Origin of the sequence: Roseibium sp. (genome assembly GCF_965216085.1) — a bacterium.
GTDB lineage: Bacteria > Pseudomonadota > Alphaproteobacteria > Rhizobiales > Stappiaceae > Roseibium.
Map to the genome: position 1 here is coordinate 2,493,347 of NZ_OZ244138.1, position 16,948 is coordinate 2,510,294.

General features: G+C 54.6%; 12 protein-coding genes. 2 read left to right on the plus strand and 10 right to left on the minus strand.

Annotated elements, in window-relative coordinates; translation table 11 throughout:
• Positions 1-39 precede the first annotated feature (39 nt).
• Entirely contained in the window at positions 40-1,110 is a 1,071-nt protein-coding gene (locus ACOOFE_RS11535) for a hypothetical protein (protein ID WP_420415045.1), read from the plus strand.
• Positions 1,111-1,242: 132 nt separating this feature from the next.
• On the opposite strand, the gene ACOOFE_RS11540 is transcribed toward ACOOFE_RS11535, so the two are convergent.
• From ACOOFE_RS11540 to ACOOFE_RS11585, 10 genes are all read right to left on the minus strand, one after another.
• On the minus strand, positions 1,243-2,388 hold the full coding sequence (locus tag ACOOFE_RS11540; RefSeq protein ID WP_420415046.1) for a hypothetical protein: 1,146 nt from the start codon (positions 2,386-2,388) through the stop codon (positions 1,243-1,245).
• A 194-nt stretch (positions 2,389-2,582) separates the two neighbouring features.
• On the minus strand, positions 2,583-5,384 hold the full coding sequence (tssH, locus tag ACOOFE_RS11545) for a type VI secretion system ATPase TssH (RefSeq protein WP_420415047.1): 2,802 nt from the start codon (positions 5,382-5,384) through the stop codon (positions 2,583-2,585).
• Between the two features lie 25 nt (positions 5,385-5,409).
• Complete coding sequence (gene tssG / locus ACOOFE_RS11550) at positions 5,410-6,879, minus strand: type VI secretion system baseplate subunit TssG (RefSeq protein WP_420415048.1); 1,470 nt, start codon at positions 6,877-6,879, stop codon at positions 5,410-5,412.
• Positions 6,876-8,873, minus strand: coding sequence for a type VI secretion system baseplate subunit TssF (gene tssF, locus ACOOFE_RS11555; protein WP_420415049.1), 1,998 nt, complete (start codon positions 8,871-8,873; stop codon positions 6,876-6,878). The genes tssG and tssF overlap by 4 nt, the downstream gene beginning before the upstream one ends.
• Positions 8,870-9,421, minus strand: a complete 552-nt coding sequence (tssE, locus tag ACOOFE_RS11560) for a type VI secretion system baseplate subunit TssE (protein WP_420415050.1) — start codon at positions 9,419-9,421, stop codon at positions 8,870-8,872. The genes tssF and tssE overlap by 4 nt, the downstream gene beginning before the upstream one ends.
• Before the next feature lie 122 nt (positions 9,422-9,543).
• Entirely contained in the window at positions 9,544-10,029 is a 486-nt protein-coding gene (locus ACOOFE_RS11565) for an Hcp family type VI secretion system effector (RefSeq protein WP_420415051.1), read from the minus strand.
• 205 nt (positions 10,030-10,234) lie between these two features.
• The gene (gene tssC / locus ACOOFE_RS11570; RefSeq protein ID WP_420415052.1) at positions 10,235-11,758 is read right to left on the minus strand and encodes a type VI secretion system contractile sheath large subunit; all 1,524 of its coding nucleotides are present in this window, start codon (positions 11,756-11,758) and stop codon (positions 10,235-10,237) included.
• The gene (gene tssB / locus ACOOFE_RS11575) at positions 11,759-12,313 is read right to left on the minus strand and encodes a type VI secretion system contractile sheath small subunit (RefSeq protein WP_420415053.1); all 555 of its coding nucleotides are present in this window, start codon (positions 12,311-12,313) and stop codon (positions 11,759-11,761) included.
• A gap of 280 nt (positions 12,314-12,593) precedes the next feature.
• Positions 12,594-13,886: an ImpA family type VI secretion system protein gene (locus ACOOFE_RS11580; protein WP_420415054.1), complete on the minus strand. Its 1,293-nt coding sequence runs from the start codon at positions 13,884-13,886 to the stop codon at positions 12,594-12,596.
• Between the two features lie 86 nt (positions 13,887-13,972).
• On the minus strand, positions 13,973-14,656 hold the full coding sequence (locus ACOOFE_RS11585; RefSeq protein WP_420415055.1) for an OmpA family protein: 684 nt from the start codon (positions 14,654-14,656) through the stop codon (positions 13,973-13,975).
• Between the two features lie 387 nt (positions 14,657-15,043).
• Between ACOOFE_RS11585 and ACOOFE_RS11590 the strand changes: the two genes are divergently transcribed.
• Positions 15,044-16,945 carry a type VI secretion system Vgr family protein gene (locus ACOOFE_RS11590; protein ID WP_420415056.1) on the plus strand — a complete coding sequence of 634 codons (1,902 nt, stop codon included), beginning with the start codon at positions 15,044-15,046 and terminating at the stop codon, positions 16,943-16,945.
• Positions 16,946-16,948 lie beyond the last annotated feature (3 nt).

Sequence of the window (16,948 nt, forward strand, 5' to 3'; positions counted from 1 at the left end):
TTCTTCCATCAAAACATTGCTTACGGAGGCAAGAAGTCCATGGCCAACATCACTGAAGCCACAGCCAACAGATGGGTGCAGACTGCCCGCGCAGCCTATAGCAGCCAAGTCATTTCACCATTCTGTGCGGCCTATCAGCAGGCCTACACAAATTTCACCAAAACTCTTGAAGCTCAAGACGCTGCAGACAAGGCGGAGGCCGAGGCAAAAGCTGAGATGGCCGTCCTTGCCCTGTCATTGATTGGCGGGTTTGGGCTCGGAACTGTCATGGGAGCAGCCTGTGCAAAGGCCTGCGCCGGGAAAATATCCCAAAAGATGCTCAACGGACCGGTCTTGGACTATGTATCAGCAAACTTAGGAGAACGGTCCTTCAAAACACTGGATTTCGTCGCCAATGATATCCGGTCGGAATTTGTCGCCGGCGCCTTGTTTGATGTTGTCAGCGCCAAGGCCGGGGACAAGTTGAAAGCTGCCCTCACAAACCAGCCGCAAGACATCAAGCATGCCAAAGGATTTATCGATGAGCCCTTGACGGTGCTCGTCAATATGACCGGATATGTGGACGGCCTGTGTCACACAGCCTTGTTGTTGATTGAGGAGATCTTCAACGGCAAACTGAAGGACAAAGAGCAGGAATATCTCAAGAAGTTTCACCAGTCGTCCAAGCTCTTAAAACTCAGCCATAAGATGCCCGACAAGTTGAAAGAGCGGATCGAGCTGTCGTTCTGGATGCGGTATCTGCTGACGCTGGATCAAATCAAAGTTCAGGAGTGGCGCTGGAACCGGACCCCGTTTGGGTCCTTTGCCGAAGAATACACCGTGACCAAGGGAATCCCGCAAAACCCGACGGACAAAAACTATCCGAAAACAGGACGCGACCACCGCCGCCACCAGCAAGAGGTGATTTACAACGACGCTGGTGAGTTGGTGAAAAAGCGGATCGATACACTCTATAAGGCGCTGGTCGGTCACAACTTTTTCGGCATGGACGCGACATACGGCGGTTTCAGCAGTTCAAAGGAAACGGTCGACAAGCAATTGCTCATGCGCGCTCAGTTTGCTTTGAAGAAGTTACAACCTGCCTATGCGCCGGGGTCCAAAGGACGGTGAACCAACGCGGGCGCTAGACACCGGTCTTAACAACGGGCGCTGCATTCGCAGCGCCCGTTTCCTTTGACTGAGTGCCTGGTCCAGCCAGGGGGGCGATTTGGACTGGCAATGAATTGGCGGTTCGTACTGGCTCTAGTTCCCGGGGACTGCAGTATCAAAGGGATAGGTGTCGCTGCGCAGCTTCACATATCCCGTTTTCAGCCGCCATGGCACATCGACCGGCGGGAGTTTCAGGGCGCGGATCGGTTCTTTGCCGGTCTTGAGTTTTAACTCGCTTCTGACTTTCCAAAGTTGCCAGTGCAGGTCGCGGATTTGGGCCAGTTTGTTGAAAAGCCGTTTTTCGAAGGCATCGGCTTTTTTCGCCAGGGCTTCATGCTGGGTGTTGTACTGATTGTATGTTTTGTGGGTTTTGTTTTCCTTGGTGACATAAGACCTCAGGACGCTGACAAACTTCTTGTGGTCCTTTTTGCGGTAAACTTCACCTTCCCAAAAAACGATGCCCTTTTCATGAAACTTCCGATGTTGTTCGGTTCCCTGGTTCAGTTTCTTCAGGTTTATTTTCCATTTGCGTTGGGACTCCGCACGCCATCCCTCAACGATGTCAGCATCGCGGTCCATCTGCACGAATTTGCCGATCATGATCCGGAGATCTGCAAGCGCGTTGACGAGTTTGAACTGGATCTGATCCTTTAGAGCGTTGCGGCCCTTCTGTACCTCGATCCGCTTCACACGCGCGTTTTCCAGCTTCTGTAGCCGAGCCCGAAGATCGGCTTGGAGCTTCTTGTAAATCGGTTTCCAATCGACAGAATTTGCCCAGCTTTCAGGGACACCGGCGACCAGGTGAATAACATTACCAGCTTTTGCTGGCGGTCCGCTTTCATTGATCTTCGTCAGATACTTTTGGTACTCACGGTCTACGGCTGTATCAATTGTACCGAGCATGCCTTTCAACGTGTCTAAAAGATCATCCGCTGGAAGCATTGGATAGCGGTTCGCCTCTCCAAACACATTGGCAACAGCTAAGGAGTAACTCAGTCCGGTAACGGCTGCATCCGCGTGTTTGCCGAATGCCTTTTGGAGTTCTTTGCCTTTTTTTGTCAGCTGGCGCCGACGCATGTCGCGGCTTATTTCAGTATCCGCCAGAGCTTTGCTGATGCCATAAGCTTCGGCTTTCAACGCTTCGTTGATGGCCAGGCCGATCAACTCGTTGATCAGCTTTTTTGCACCTTCTTTTGCCGCTGCTTTGGTGCCCTCTGAAAAGATTTTACCAACTGGCATGTCGTCAACCTTTCGTTTGAGTTCATGCCAATTGTGGGAGTTTTTGAAAATACGTCAGTGATTACAGACACATCTTGTTTGATTGAAGAGTGTCTATGTGGATTGTGTGTTGTTGAGGGATGACGCACTTAAGGTGACGGTCGCCGTACAATGGCGGCGACGCCTTCTCAAAAGGTCAGAGATCTAAAGCTCATTCAGCCCTGATCGATTTCGATCCCATCATCCCCGGCCTTCAACGTGACACTGGTGAGTTCCTCGCCGTTCATTTCCGCGGTCAGGAATGCACGGGACAGTTTGGGCAGCAAATCATTCGTCAGAATGTTGTCGATCATGCGCCCGCCGCTGTCCGGGTCGCGGCAGAGCGACACGATGTAGGCGACAACATCTTCGCCATAAGTGAGATCGGCGCCGCGGTTCTGTTTGACCCGTTTGACGATCTTGTTGAGCTGCAGGCGGATGATGAAGCCGAGCATGGACGGCGACAGCGGATAGTAGGGGATTGTAACGATCCGGCCGAGCAGCGCCGGCGGGAAAACCTCCAGTAGCGCCGGCCGCAGACTTTCGGCGAGTTTTTCCGGATCCGGTGCATTCGGATCCGTCGCAGCCATTTCCGGATCATCAGAAACGGGTGTGTCCAGCATCTGGCTGGCCGCGCTCATGATCAGGTCGGTGCCGACGTTCGACGTCAACAAGATCAGCGTGTTGCGGAAATCGATCTTCCGGCCCATGCCGTCTTCCATCCAGCCTTTATCAAACACCTGGAAGAAGATTTCATGCACGTCCGGATGGGCTTTTTCGACTTCATCGAGGAGCACAACCGAATAGGGTTTGCGGCGGACCGCTTCTGTCAAACGGCCCCCTTCGCCATAGCCGACATAGCCGGGAGGCGCGCCTTTGAGGCCGGAGACGGAATGCGCTTCCTGGAACTCCGACATGTTGATGGTGATCAGGCTGTCTTCGCCGCCATAGAGCGTTTCAGCGAGTGCAAGGGCTGTTTCTGTTTTGCCGACGCCAGACGGGCCGCACAGCATGAAGACGCCAATCGGCTTGTCCGGATTGCCGAGCTGCGCGCGGCTGGTCTCAATGCGCTTGGCGATCATGGCGAGACCATGAGACTGGCCAATCACCCGTTTGTTCAGGCTCTCCGTCAATGACAGGATGGTCTGCATTTCATCCTGCACCATGCGGCCAACCGGAATGCCTGTCCAATCGGAAATGATGCTGGCAACTGCCTCGTCATCGACATAGGCATAGACCATGCGGTCATCTTCCGGGATTTTGGCAAGTTCCGCCCGTTTGTCATGAAGGGCATCACGGATTGCTTGTTCGTCAGCAAGGTCGATACCGAGATCCAGATCAATGTCATCAATCGGCACCAGGGCAGGGCCTTCGTGTTCAGGATCCGCGATTTCGGCAGCGTCTGGATGGGGCGCAGGTTCGCCGCCGCTCAGATCCATCAACGCTTTGTTGAGGCGCCGGATGCCGGCAACCAAGAGGCGTTCGGCTTCCCATTCGCCGCGGAGCGTCTCAATGTCCTGCTCCGTCTTTTCAATGGCCTCGGTCAGCGCACTTAGTTGCTCCTCGTGCTCCATACCAAGTTCGGTATCATTGCTGAGCGCCTTGTGTTCGGTTTCCAGAAATCCCTTCTTGGCGACAAGATCGAGCAATTTGGCTGGCTGAGCGGCTTGCGAAATATTGACCCGGGCCGAGGCTGTATCCAGAACGCTGACCGCCTTGTCGGGGAGCTGGCGGGCTGGAATATAGCGGTGCGACAGCGATACGGCGGACCGCACGGCGCTGTCCAAGATACGGACTTGGTGATGGTCTTCCATGGGGCCGAGAAGGCCGCGCACCATGGCAAAGCATTTCTCTTCATCCGGTTCATCGACTTGAACCGGCTGGAAGCGGCGGGTGAGGGCTGGGTCTTTTTCAAAATGCTGCCGGTATTCGGACCAGGTTGTTGCCGCAACCGTGCGCAGTGTTCCCCGAGCTAAGGCCGGTTTTAATAGGTTGGCGGCATCGCCGGTGCCGGCGGCACCACCAGCGCCGATCAAGGTATGGGCTTCATCGATGAACAAGATCGTCGGGACGATAGAGGCATGGACCGCATCGATGACCGCGCGCAGGCGTTTTTCAAACTCGCCCTTCATCGAGGCGCCTGCCTGAAGAAGACCGAGATCAAGGGCGCAAAGCCGGGTCCCGAGCAGAGATGGGGGCACGTCGCCTGCGACGATTTTTTGTGCAAAGCCTTCGACGATAGCGGTTTTGCCGACCCCGGCCTCCCCAGTCAGAATTGGATTGTTCTGGCGGCGGCGCAACAACACATCGATGACCTGGCGGATTTCTTCGTCACGGCCGACGATCGGATCAAATTCCTCGGCCCGGGCGCGAGCCGTGAAATCGACGGTGAATTGCGAAAGCGCATCTTCACCGGCGCCGCTTCCAGGGGCTGCGGCTTCCCCGGGAGCGGCAGCTGCGGCCGTCTGTGGACCGGAACCATCTATTGGCCGGGCGCCGGTTTCAGCCGAAGCGCCCGCTATCGCATCCAGATTCTTCACCAGGATATCCCGGTTCAGTTTCTCAAAGGCACTGGAATAACTTAAAAACTGGCGCCAGGCCGATTTGTCGCCCATGGCGGCGATCAACACATAGGCGGAGCGGATTTTATAATCGCCATACCGGAGCGTGCCTTCAAACCAGGCGCGTTCCAACGCTTCCTGAAAAGGCGCTGCCATGCCCGGCAGTTCCGTCTGGTTGATCTTAAACTTGGCAATGGCGGTCTGGAGGTCGCTGTCGACCACAGAACTATCGATGTCGAAGTGGCGCAAGATGTGGGTCAGATCTGAATTCTCGTCCCGGAGCAGATAATAGAGCCAATGGACGATCTCCAAATGTCGGTGGCCGGAGCTTTTGGTCAACCGCATGGCATTTTCCAGGCTCTCATAACTGACTGTTGTGAGCTTGTTGGCTACTGTTTCGACCAGAATATCACTCATCACGTCGGCCTTTCTGATAGAAATCCTACTGATAAACGGCGGTGTGACGGCGCACCGGACGGAATCTCGTGTCCGTCAGCAGTTCGTCGTCCTCCATGTCCTTGTCTGTTGGCGTTTCCGGCGCCGCTGGTTTCAGCCATCCAATGTGGCCAAGGGTGGCAGACCCGGTCTTGTCCATACGCACGGCTGAGGCGCAGCGTTTGGGCAACGCCAGTTCGATTTCATATTCGAGTTCCAAACCCAGATAAAAGTCGATCAAGTCGAACAGTTTTTCTGTAAATGGATTGGGTTTGGTACGGGTTGGCGGCAGGAATTTCCGATATTGATCAAGATCTTCGGTATAAATCCGGATCCGGATCTTGTCGCTGACACTGTAGATCTTAGCGCCGACGATTGTATCGCGTCCGAGACTTCCGGCACCGCCAGGACCAAAACCGCCAAGGGCCAATTGATCATCCGGATCCAGATGCAGCCAGGTGCCGACGCATTGTTCTATTTCAACACGCACGCCGAAGGTTCCAGAGACCAGCGCTTTCAGCCGCGCGGCGCTCTTAACCTTGGGCGCCATCAGGCCGGCATAATGCAGCTTAAGCCGGTCATCCAGCGTGTCTTGATCGCGATAGAGCGGGGTTCCGATGCCTATGGTCGAGCCGAGGTAAGCCAGGAACCGGTCGTCATCCGGCCGGTCATGCTGGACAATCGGGCGGGCATCGGCCCAGGCGCGGAAGAACAGCTGGATGAACCTACCATTAAAAACATCCAGGAAACGTGGGAAACTGTCTTCGCCGCGCAGGCCCCGCATGATCGCTTCATCGGTGAGCGGGGCGGGAAGGGCACCATGCGGTCCGAGCAACCCTAAGAAGCGCTCCATCAGAACAAGGCCGCCTTTGACGTCCCTTTGAACCCGTTCAATTGTGGAGGGCGAAAACTCGCTGGAGGGGTCCTGGCCGAAGCGGACGATGTCTTCGTTGAGCCGGCGGCTTTTGCCGATCCGCGGTGGTGTACCCGGATCTGTTTTCTTTGACCCTTCATTGGCGGTGGATGGCTGTGCGGTTTGACCCTCCAGCATTCGAAGGACCGCCAGAAAATCATGACCGCCCGGATGGTCTTGCAAACGGGTTTCGAGGGCATTCAACAACGACGCATATTGTTGCTGGACCGGTGGGGCCGGTTCGATGGGTTCCTCCGGTATTTCCGGGGTCCCAACCTGTTCCGGTTCAGTCTCCGGTGTCAGGTCTTCTGTTTTTTCAGGTTTTGCGTTTGCTATTTCTTGGTCTGCTTCAGTCTCACCGGATTTGGTCGCGTCCGATAAAGTCGTGTCAGTATCTTCTATCCTTTCAGACAGGTCTTCTTCGGAGGGCTGTGCTAAGCCGGTGGCGGGTTCCCAGGTTTCCCGACCAAACCCGCCTGGCCGGATTACAGTTTTATCGGCCGCAGGCTGGGGTTTCCGGTCTGTTTCCGGTGGCTGTGCAGATTTGTTGCCAGCGTCGGTCATATGATCCCCTGCGCGCCCACCCGAGGAGGCCATTTCATGATGGTGCCGCGTTCCGTCGTCGCGATGATGCATTGGGTGAAATGGTTGATCGACGCGTATTCGGCGAGGAACCGGTCAAGCACGGCGCCAAGCAGAAAAGCGCTGGCACCTTCAAACGCCTTGTCATCCAAGGTCAGCGTAATCTCCAAACCACGGGCAACACCGGTGCCGGTTTTTTGCTGGAGACGCCGGACAACTGGCCGGGTTGAGACGGATAGAACCGATTGTGTTTGCCGGTCGGCCGCACTGTCGGAGAGCGGGGCAAACACACTTAGAATATCCCGGAAGGACCGGCCGTCTTCTCCCGCCGCATCATGGATGAGGCCGGAGTGGTTGAGAGTCATGATGTTGATGAGCCGCCAGACGATCGCTCCGACGTGGCCATCTTCACCCAATCGTTCGTTATAAGATAGGAGTGGAGGCCGCGGCGCAGTGGGGCCAGCAATACAATCAACCTTCAGGCCGACGTCATCCAAGATCCGGAAGTCCCCCAGTTGTGATGTGTCGGGATTTGAGCCAACGGGCAGATCAGCCGCGAGTGCCCGGTTGGAGGCGATCACCTTCAAGGAGAGCTCGGACAGTTTTTTGTCGCCACTGTCCAGCAAAGCCGCGGCATGAGCGCCGCTGGATAGCGAAACATAGGTCTCTGTCCCGATATAGCCGCTCGGCTGACGGCGGCGGACTTCGGAAGACGATTGGCGGCGCGGCAGGCGGCGGATGGTGTAGAACCAATCGTGGCCAGCTTTTTCAGCATCGGGGGCAACGCTGTAAAGCGGCTCGACACCACGCTTTTCACCGCCAGCGAAATGGGCATTCACTTCGGTGACCGAATGGACCTCATAATCAAGCGGCCGGGTCCGGTCCGCGATGACTGGAAACTCGTGCTGGCCTTTTTTGATCGGGATCCGGTCCGTCTGGCGCTCAAACAGATTGACGGCTGGGGCGGCATGTAGGGCGAAGATCTTGGGCTCAACGTGCGCGGGCAGGCGGCTTTCTGCTTCATCAAAGACAAAAACCAGATCAAAGGATTTCGCGTGAACCCGGTCGAGGTAACGGCGAAGCCCGGTCAGGCGCATGCCGAGAAAGCTGCGCGGAAAATTAAAATAGTCCCGCAAATAATCAAAGCCGGTGAACAGCCGCTTGCTGTTGCGTAAAAGCGCGTCTTCTTCGTCAAATCCCAGCTGTTCAATCCCATTCACAGGGAGCCGTTGCAGGGTGACTTGCCCGAAAGCATCTTCGGTACGGATAAATAGCGCGATCGTGTGGCCGAAGATCTGTTCGTAGATTTTGGCAGCAAGATCCAGGGCACCGGTAAAGCGGATCGGAAGGCTATCAATACGGCATCCAGCGACCTGGTATTCCGGTTTTTTCAATGCTTCTTCGGCCGAGACCTCCATTTCCGGATCTTCAGACATCCGGTGGGTGAAGGTTAGGGCGAGCCCGGCCCGGGCCCGCCGGTCTTCGGCCATGTCTGCGCCCATCCCGGAGATCTGGGCGGCGGAACTCAAATACCGCGCACCGGTCAATTCCAAAGGCGTCAACGTCACGGGCGACGTGAAGGTGAACCGGCAGCGCACTTCGCCCTGGCGTTCCCGGAATACGGCCTCCATCAGCGCATGGCGGTCGATCGTAATACCGGTCCTGAGATTGGCATCGCCATATTTCGGAGTAATCCGGGTCAGCACCATGGAAGGGATCGGTGCTAAGGCGGAGGGGTATAGCTGCTCGAAGAAATTGGATGTGAATTCGGAGAACTCGTGCTTCATCTTCAGCTGCACGCGGGCTGCGAGAAAAGCTGTGCCTTCCAGCAATCCGGAGAGCATCGGATCTGACCGGTCTTCCAAAAGATCGCCCAGGCGCTGTGCCACAGCGGGATAGGCTTCGGCGAAAGCTGCGCCCTGTTCGCGCAGATAAGTGAGTTCCTGGTTATAAAGATCGAGAAATTCGCGGTTCATGATGAGGCCCCGACAATCTTGATCCGTCCAAACGCCGGGTCGACATCGGCGACAAATTCGCTGCCCACCCGGACGGGGTCACATCTGATTTCCGCCTTGATCAGAAATCGGACTTTCAGATTGTCCTTTTCAAATTCGCGATCGCGCTCAACAACGAGGGTGCGCGGGTCCATTCGGGGTTCAAATCGGATCAAGGCCGTGCGGATATCGACCGCCAATTGTTCGATGCGGATCGTGTCAACCACATGCACAGAGAGATCCGGAAGACCGTAATTGAGGATTGAATTTTCCACTTCCGGAAAGTCGGACAAGTCCTGAGTGGAGTTCAATTGCACGGTATTGAGGAGGGCTTGTAAGTCCCGGCGGACTTCTGAAAGCAAAGCATGATCTGAAATGCCGTAGGCTCTGGTAAGGCGACGCCCTGTTTTGAGAGCCTGGTTTTCGTTTTCAGCTTTTTGGCGCGCTTCTGCCGCCTTGAAGTCCGGATCATCCATTGCCCGGAAGGCCCACATCAGCGGCGAATGCAGTTTTGTCGTTTGTTTCGCCATTCACTGGCCCCACGCTGGCTTACGATCATCATTTTTTGAAAATTCGGATTATGAAAACTTAGCGGATGCCAAACCAAAAAGGCTCCAGCTGCCGGACATGTCCAGCAGCTGGTATTGCGATCTTATTTCTTTTCGTTTGCGGCAATGTCCCAGGCAAATTCTGGAGCCGCGCCTTTGGACCCGTCTGCGTTTTGGACGGTGTAGATATATTTGTACTCACCAAAGTTCAGCGTGGCGTTTTCAGTAATCCGGTCTTCAGAACCGGCACCACCGGATTGCAAACTGGTGACAATAATGTCCTTCATCTCAATCTTGATGTACTCGAGCGGGCTGTCACCGGCCGCTTTGCGGACATAAAGAGTGCCTTTGGTAATATGTTTGCCGGTCGACAGATGCTGAAGCAGCACTGGGGTGGATTTGTCGACAAATTTGGTTATCGCCAGATCCTGGAAATGGGCCTTACCGGAACCAGAGCCACCACCCATATGTGTTGTGCCGGACTGGGAGGCGCCCCATGACCATGACAGGACGTCAATTTTGTCCTTATGGGTTTTGTCCTGTGCTTCACCGTTAATACCATCAAGTTCTAGAAAAAAATCTACAGCCATTTTCTTAGGTCCTCTTGGGTGTTGACAACCGGCCAAATGGGTCCGGCCTTGTGTCTGTTACTTTCCTGACAACTCTTTCGAACCAATTGGTTCGATCCCCAAGGCGCATTCGCGTCCCGTAGTTACCTCCGCCCGGAAATCCGGGGATGCATCCGCTTGGGATGCCTGCCGGGCGGAGGGCTTAACCCCGTCCGGCAGATCTCATTCAGCTTGCGTCTTGCGGAATGCGCGACGCCAGGCTCATGCCAATGTCCATGCCTTCAAGCTGATAGTGTGGTCTGAGGAAGAACTGGGCTCTGTAATATCCCGGGTTTTCCTCGTCATCGATAATCGTGACTTTTGCTTCCCGCAGCGGCTTGCGCGCCTTTGTTTCTTCGGTCGAATTGTCCGGATCACCATCGACATAGTCCATGATCCAGTCGTTCAACCAGCGCTGCAGTTGGGCTGCTTCTTTGGTTGAGCCAATTTTGTTGCGGACCATTACTTTCAGATAATGGGCAAACCTTGTGGTCGCGAACATGTAGGGCAGGCGGGCCGATAGGTTGTCGGATGCCGTTGCATCCTTGCCGTCCGGGCCAGAGAACTGCCGCGGTTTGAAGACCGACTGCGCGCCCAGGAAGGCAGCCTGATCGGTGTTCTTACGGTGGATCAACGGGATCAATCCAAGCCGGGAGATTTCATGTTCCCGCCGGTCAGTGATCGCGACTTCCGCCGGACACTTCTGATCGACACCGCCATCGTCTGTCTCAAAGACATGGGTCGGCAATTCTTCAACCAGACCGCCGCTTTCCACGCCGCGGATCCGCACGGTCCAGCCGTATTCCTTGTAGGCCCGGTTGATGTTGGCTGCCATGGCATAGGCGGAGTTCATCCAGCCGTAGTTGTCATGGCTGTTGTCTTCGAATTCTTCTTCAAACGCGAATTCTTCAACCGGATCAGATTTGGCACCATAAGGCTGACGGGCCAGGACCCTTGGAAGACTGAGGCCGAGATAGCGGGCATCTTCAGATTCGCGAAGCGTCCGCCACTGAGCGTGAAGTTCGGTGTCAAAGACCTTCGACAAGTCCCGTTTTGCCGGCAATTCCGTCCAGCTTTCCATCTGCATCAGCTTTGGATTGGCGGCTGCCAGGAACGGTGCGTGGGCTGCTGCAGAGATCTTCGCCATGCCGCGCAGGATCGTAATGTCTTGCGGTTCATTAGAGAATTCATAGTCGCCAACCAGACATCCATAGGGCTGACCGCCAAGCTGACCGAATTCGGCTTCATAGATCTGTTTGAAGAGCGGGCTTTGGTCCCATTTGGCACCGCGATAGCTCTTGAAGACACCGGCCAGTTCATTTTTCGAGATGTTCAAAAAATGCAGTTTCAAGGACGCATCGGTCTCTGACTGATGCACAAGGTAATCGAGACCGCGCCAGGCGCTTTCCAGCTTCTGATACTCAGGTGCATGAATGATTTCATTCACCTGGTCCGTCAGGGCGCTGTCCAATTTGGCGATCATTTCGTCGATGGTGTCGTAAACATCGTCCTTGATCAGCGTCTGGTCGGCCATCGCCTCTTCAAGGAAGGTCGACATGGCGTTGTCGACCAGCTTGTTGGCCGTGTCGTTCTTGTCCTTGATCCGGAAATTCTGCTTCAAAATTGAGGCGAATTCCTCAGGACTTTTTTCGGTAACCGCACCACCAGCCGGGGCGCCTTGTGTCTGGGCGTTGGTATCCGGATTGGTCATTTACGCCTCCTCTGCACCGCCGTTTTCAGCGGCATTTTCATCTGCATCGGACTTATCCGCTTCGATCTGTTTGGCGAGCGCCGCCATCAGAGCTGGGTCACGGGTCAGTTCTTCCAGCTGACTGATTGCCTGAACGCGGCCGTCCATCATGGTGCGCAGAGCTGCCAGACTGCGGCGGGCTTCCAGGAGTTTGTTCAAGGCCGGGACCTGCTCGGCAACGCGGCCAGGACTGAAGTCGTCCATGTTTTCAAACCGAAGCTGAACGCTCATCTTGCTGTCGTCTTCACCAGAAAGGCGGTCCTTTACGGTGAAAGAGGTGCCCGGCTGGATTGCTTTCATGCGCGAGCTGAAATTGTCCATATCAATGTCGGCCAGCTTCCGGTCGCCAATATCTGGCTTTTCGACGCCGGGACTGTCGCCGGAGAGGTCGGCCATGATCCCCATGACAAACGGCAGTTCCACCTTTTCTTCCGCGTCGAACGGATCTTCATAGAAGATATGAACCCGGGGAGGCCTATTGCGCTTAATAAAGCTTTGCCCGCTCTTAGATGCCATTGTACTTGCCTTTCATTTCCTGTTCGGCGTCGTCGCCGGTCAAAGACAATCAAATACAAGCGCAGGTAAATTCTATGTTTTGTTGTTTCTTTTTGTTCTGCGCTTCATCTTGTGTAGTTTATATAACTTAGGAGTATTCATATTTAAGTGATCGTGGTCACATGATCGCGATTTTTCGAAGGACAGTCCAAATATTGAGGACCGGTTCTGGGTCTGTGTCAAGATCAATAGTGTCAGTCAGTTACGTCAGCCTTTCATCCATATTTTTTTAAGTTAAGTATTAGTCGTCATCCGGCCTTAGGAACAAATTCAATAGGCCGGTGAAGGATCCCGAGCTCATGTTCTGAGCCTCCTCCAATAGAAGAGGGATAGGGCTGGTGGGCTCGTTGGTCGAAAAATAGGCTTTGACGGCTGTAATCGCCTTCATTGCCTCATTGCGGTTTGAGATTGTTGGCGCTTCATATCCATCGACGTCGCCCAGGTCTCCGGTGCCGCTGTCGTTCAGGTCCCGCAATCGGTCATTGGAGAGCTGCAGGCCGCTGGTGCCAAGCAGCAGGCTGACATCGTCAAAGCGCCGGGGCATGAGGATTTTCAGCGCGTCCAGATATGTGCGTCCAACAAGGCCGTGGGCTTCGCGGACAAGGAACAGGGCTGGATGGGACGGCTCCCGGGTCGCGAAATAGGTTTCCACTGTTTGCAGAAGCTGTTTTGCTTGAGCAGCGTTGGTCAGGTCGGCTGTCGATGTCGGCTCAGAGGTTTGTTCGGTTTCATCCGCATCAGCAGAGGCGGCGTCCTCGCTACCTGCTTCGGTGTCATCACCAGGCTCGATCCGGCCAAGGCGCAGGTTCAGTTCGGAGGACATTTCCCGCAGCAGCGTGCAAAGATTTTCAAAGTTGGGTGCAGCGGCTTCTTTTCCTGTTTCCTCTAACTTTGCTGCGCAGACACCGGAAATGGTCTCCAGGAGATCTGGCAGCTCCGCCAGGTCCTTGAGAACAAGGTCGATTTGCTCTTGTTCCATTTCGCCTGACGTCAATGCCGCCTCGATGGCGCCAAGGGATATGGTAGGTTCATCCGCGCGCGCGGTGGCGGTGCCGGCTGCGATCTGAATGGTGCGGTAGCTGATTGGGCCGCTGCGCCGGGTTTTTAGAAGCGGGGCCGCTTCCAGGGGCAAAAACACTGTCGGGCGGCTGTTGAGTCCTTCCAGCGCACCGAGTCGCTCCATGTGATCGAAATCCGCATCGTCCGGCTGGACGCTTTCCCAATGGTCGTTCAGGAGTTTTTGGATTGTTCGAATGGAATTTGCGAACTGGTTGAGGTTGCCGTTTAGCAGGCTGAATCGGCCGAGATAGGCAAGTAGTCTGATGTCGCGGGATTGCTTTAAAAAGCCATCCATCTGATTGAATAAATCCGGAAAATCAAATTCAGTCCGGTCAAAATCGCCAAAACGTTCCGGCAGTTTTTCTTCGCAAAAATCCATCAAGGCGGCGAATGCGGGGTCCGTGTCGAAAAGGTCCGGTCCGCAGCCAGCGCCTGGCGCGATCTCCGTGCCGTATGTGTCCGGGTCTAGATCCATATACGCCCCCACCTTGAGCCGGTTTGCCTGGTGAGGCGGGGTGTTTTTCGTTGCCTTCACCAGGATTGCCGGCCTTATCGTTCAAATCACTCAAATATCAATTTGCTCTCCACCCGCCGGTTCGCCGGGTCGTTGATGTCGGCCACTTTCGGCCGTGTTTTGCCGTAACCAATGGTTTTCAGACGATTCCTGCCAACGCCAATGGAGACAAGAAATTCGGTGACGGCGCTGGCGCGATCTTCAGACAGGCGTTGATTGTAAGATGCTGAACCAATGCCGTCGGTATGGCCTTCGATCACAAATGCCGCAGTGGCTAGATCCGGATCGGAAATGCCCTTGGCAAATTCCCGCAAATTGGCTTTTGCAACGGAACTCAGCCGCGCAGAGGCGTATTCAAACGAGACAAGCAGGTTGAACCCTTCGCCAATAGCCTTCGTTTCCGGGTCTGCGACCAGGGCTTCCTCACCGGAATCCTGCGTTACAGCAACCTGGCCGCCGGTGTCTTTTGCCGCCTGGTTCGGATTGCACTCATCTCTGGTGCCAATGCACAGCGCGCGAGATTTTCCTGCCGGCTTTAACGAGCGTGTTTTGAGCTGCTTGAAATGCTGTTTCACATCATCGGCGGAATATGTGGCGTCCTGGGCCGCAGCTGGTGATATTGCCGCAAGCGTGAAGGCGAGGGCGGCGGCTGTAGCCATTTTAACGAGCGTACCGCGGATAGCCGCGAAGTCTATGGTCGTTTCTGCGGTCCTGTCCTGAGACAATGTCATTGGTCAAACCTCCCTGTTGGACTTGAGATCAAGTCATTTCGTGGGTGTCAGGTAGCAGTCTGCCGGGTTCAAAAAAAAATAATGTGGCGAAAGTCACTAAAGTGCTGTTTGATGGCATTATGTCGTAAATCAGTGCAAAGAAGCAAGAGGACATTCAGTACGTTACGCAGGTGTGGTTCGCGGTTGCGGTTTTATGTATTTGTTCTGAACTTAGATCGGAGGGGCGGTAGTATTTACGGTGTGTGAATTAAATTTGGTCGGCAAAATATAATATTTAGACGAAACGTGTTGCTGAGCACATTTTTGGATTTCGATGTGACTTAATTCTAGGGAAGGTATTTTTTCAACAGGCGCTCCGACCGCGCCGATATTCGCTGGGAGAGAGATGTGGTTTCAGGTCAACTCAAACAATCACAGCGGATGGCTCAACTGACCTCTGTCTTCGGTAAAGACGAAGTTTCACTCGTCAAAATCGAAGTCGATGAAGGGATCAGTCAGGACTTTGAGATTGTGCTTGAAGTCTATAGCCAGCGTGAAGATCTGGATTTTGATCAGGCAATTGCCACGCATATGACCGTCAAAGTCACGACCAACAATGGTGATACGCGCCATTTTGATGGTCTGTTGACCGACGCACGCTGGCTTGGCCACCGGGATGCCTATTATGTCTACCGGCTCACGCTGCGTCCCTGGTTCTGGTTGCTCACTAAGAATGCCAATTGCCGGATTTTTAAAGATATGTCGGCGCCGGACATTATTTCCGAGGTGCTGGGCGAACACGACTTTGCTGATTACCGCAAGACCCTGACCGAAAGCTACGAACCAATCCACTATTGTGTCCAGTACCGGGAGTCTGACCACGATTTTTGCTGCCGTTTGATGGAAGAGGAGGGGATCTCCTACTTTTTCGAGCACAAGGATGGCAAACACACGATGATCCTGGCGGATGCCAAGTCGTCTTACAGTCCAATTGAGGGAGATCCGGTCATTCCATTCATTCCTCTTGGCGGTGAAAGCCAACGGGACGAAGAGCATCTTTATCACTGGGTGCCTGGACGGCGGTTTAGAACCGGAAAATTCGCCGTCAACGATTACGACTTTGAAAAACCAAGTGCGTCTTTGGAGGCAGACCGGGAAGCCGGGGCTGCCTATCGGGCCGGTACACTGGAACATTATGATTATCCAGGCCGGTACACGCAAAAAGACAAGGGCACAAACTTCAGCAAAATCCGTCTAGAAGCCGAGCAGGCCGCCGACAAACGTGTTGAGACGGCCGGTGAAGTCCCAAGGCTTTTTGCTGGGGGGCTGTTTACGCTCAAGGACCATTTCCATGGACCGCAAAACAAGGAATATCTTGTTGTGCGGGCGAGCCACCAAATCATCACCGAACAGTACCGCACCGGCGGTGGCGGCGGGTCTCAAGGCGAGGCTTATACTGGATCCTACGACGTGTTGCCGGCTGAAATCCCATTCCGGACACCTGCAACCACCCGCAAACCCCGCATTCCTGGGCCGCAAACGGCCAAAGTGGTCGGGCAGGGTGAAATTGATGTCGATGAATACGGTCAGATCATGGTTGAATTTCATTGGGATCGCGACAAGACCCAATCCCGCCGGGTGCGGGTCGGTCAGATCTGGTCCGGCCAGGGCTGGGGCGGTATCGTTATCCCTCGCGTGGATCAGGAAGTGATCGTCCAGTTTTTGGAAGGTGATCCGGACCACCCCATCGTGGTCGGGACGGTGTATAATGCGGAAAACATGCCGCCTTATCCGTTGCCGGGTGAAAAGAACAAAGCCGGTGTCAAATCGGATTCCACCTTGGGCGGTGGCGGCTACAACGAGTTCGTGTTCGACGACACCAAAGGCCAAGAACTGATTGGTGTTCATGCCGAAAAGGATCTGGATACGGTTGTTGAAAATAACGAAACCCGGGAAGTGAAGAACTGCCGCAGTTCGACAATCGGTGTTGATGAAACACTCGATATCGGCCGGGACCGGGAAACAACCATTGGCAAGAACGAAAAACTCGTTGTCGGCATGAAGCGGGAAACCGAGGTCGGGATCACACGCGATGAAACCATCGGAGTTGACTGGACCGTACAGGCCGGTGCGAAAATCGAGTTTGTTGTTGGTGCCAGCAAAATCCTCATGACGCCGGCGTCGATTTCGATCGAGTCTCCCGTGATCGACATCAAGGCGTCGGGGATGTTGAATGCCAAAGGCACAATAACAAACGTTGAAGGCACTGCGCTGCTGCGGCTGAAGGGCGGCGTGATGATGTTGAATTGATCG

Coding starts and splice junctions, on each gene's coding strand:
- ACOOFE_RS11565 (WP_420415051.1), bottom strand. CDS start 10,029: ATGGCTGTAGATTTTTTTCTAGAACTTGATGGTATTAACGGTGAAGCA.
- tssC (WP_420415052.1), bottom strand. CDS start 11,758: ATGACCAATCCGGATACCAACGCCCAGACACAAGGCGCCCCGGCTGGT.
- ACOOFE_RS11535 (WP_420415045.1), top strand. CDS start 40: ATGGCCAACATCACTGAAGCCACAGCCAACAGATGGGTGCAGACTGCC.
- tssE (WP_420415050.1), bottom strand. CDS start 9,421: ATGGCGAAACAAACGACAAAACTGCATTCGCCGCTGATGTGGGCCTTC.
- tssG (WP_420415048.1), bottom strand. CDS start 6,879: ATGACCGACGCTGGCAACAAATCTGCACAGCCACCGGAAACAGACCGG.
- tssH (WP_420415047.1), bottom strand. CDS start 5,384: ATGAGTGATATTCTGGTCGAAACAGTAGCCAACAAGCTCACAACAGTC.
- ACOOFE_RS11540 (WP_420415046.1), bottom strand. CDS start 2,388: ATGCCAGTTGGTAAAATCTTTTCAGAGGGCACCAAAGCAGCGGCAAAA.
- tssB (WP_420415053.1), bottom strand. CDS start 12,313: ATGGCATCTAAGAGCGGGCAAAGCTTTATTAAGCGCAATAGGCCTCCC.
- ACOOFE_RS11585 (WP_420415055.1), bottom strand. CDS start 14,656: ATGACATTGTCTCAGGACAGGACCGCAGAAACGACCATAGACTTCGCG.
- tssF (WP_420415049.1), bottom strand. CDS start 8,873: ATGAACCGCGAATTTCTCGATCTTTATAACCAGGAACTCACTTATCTG.
- ACOOFE_RS11580 (WP_420415054.1), bottom strand. CDS start 13,886: ATGGATCTAGACCCGGACACATACGGCACGGAGATCGCGCCAGGCGCT.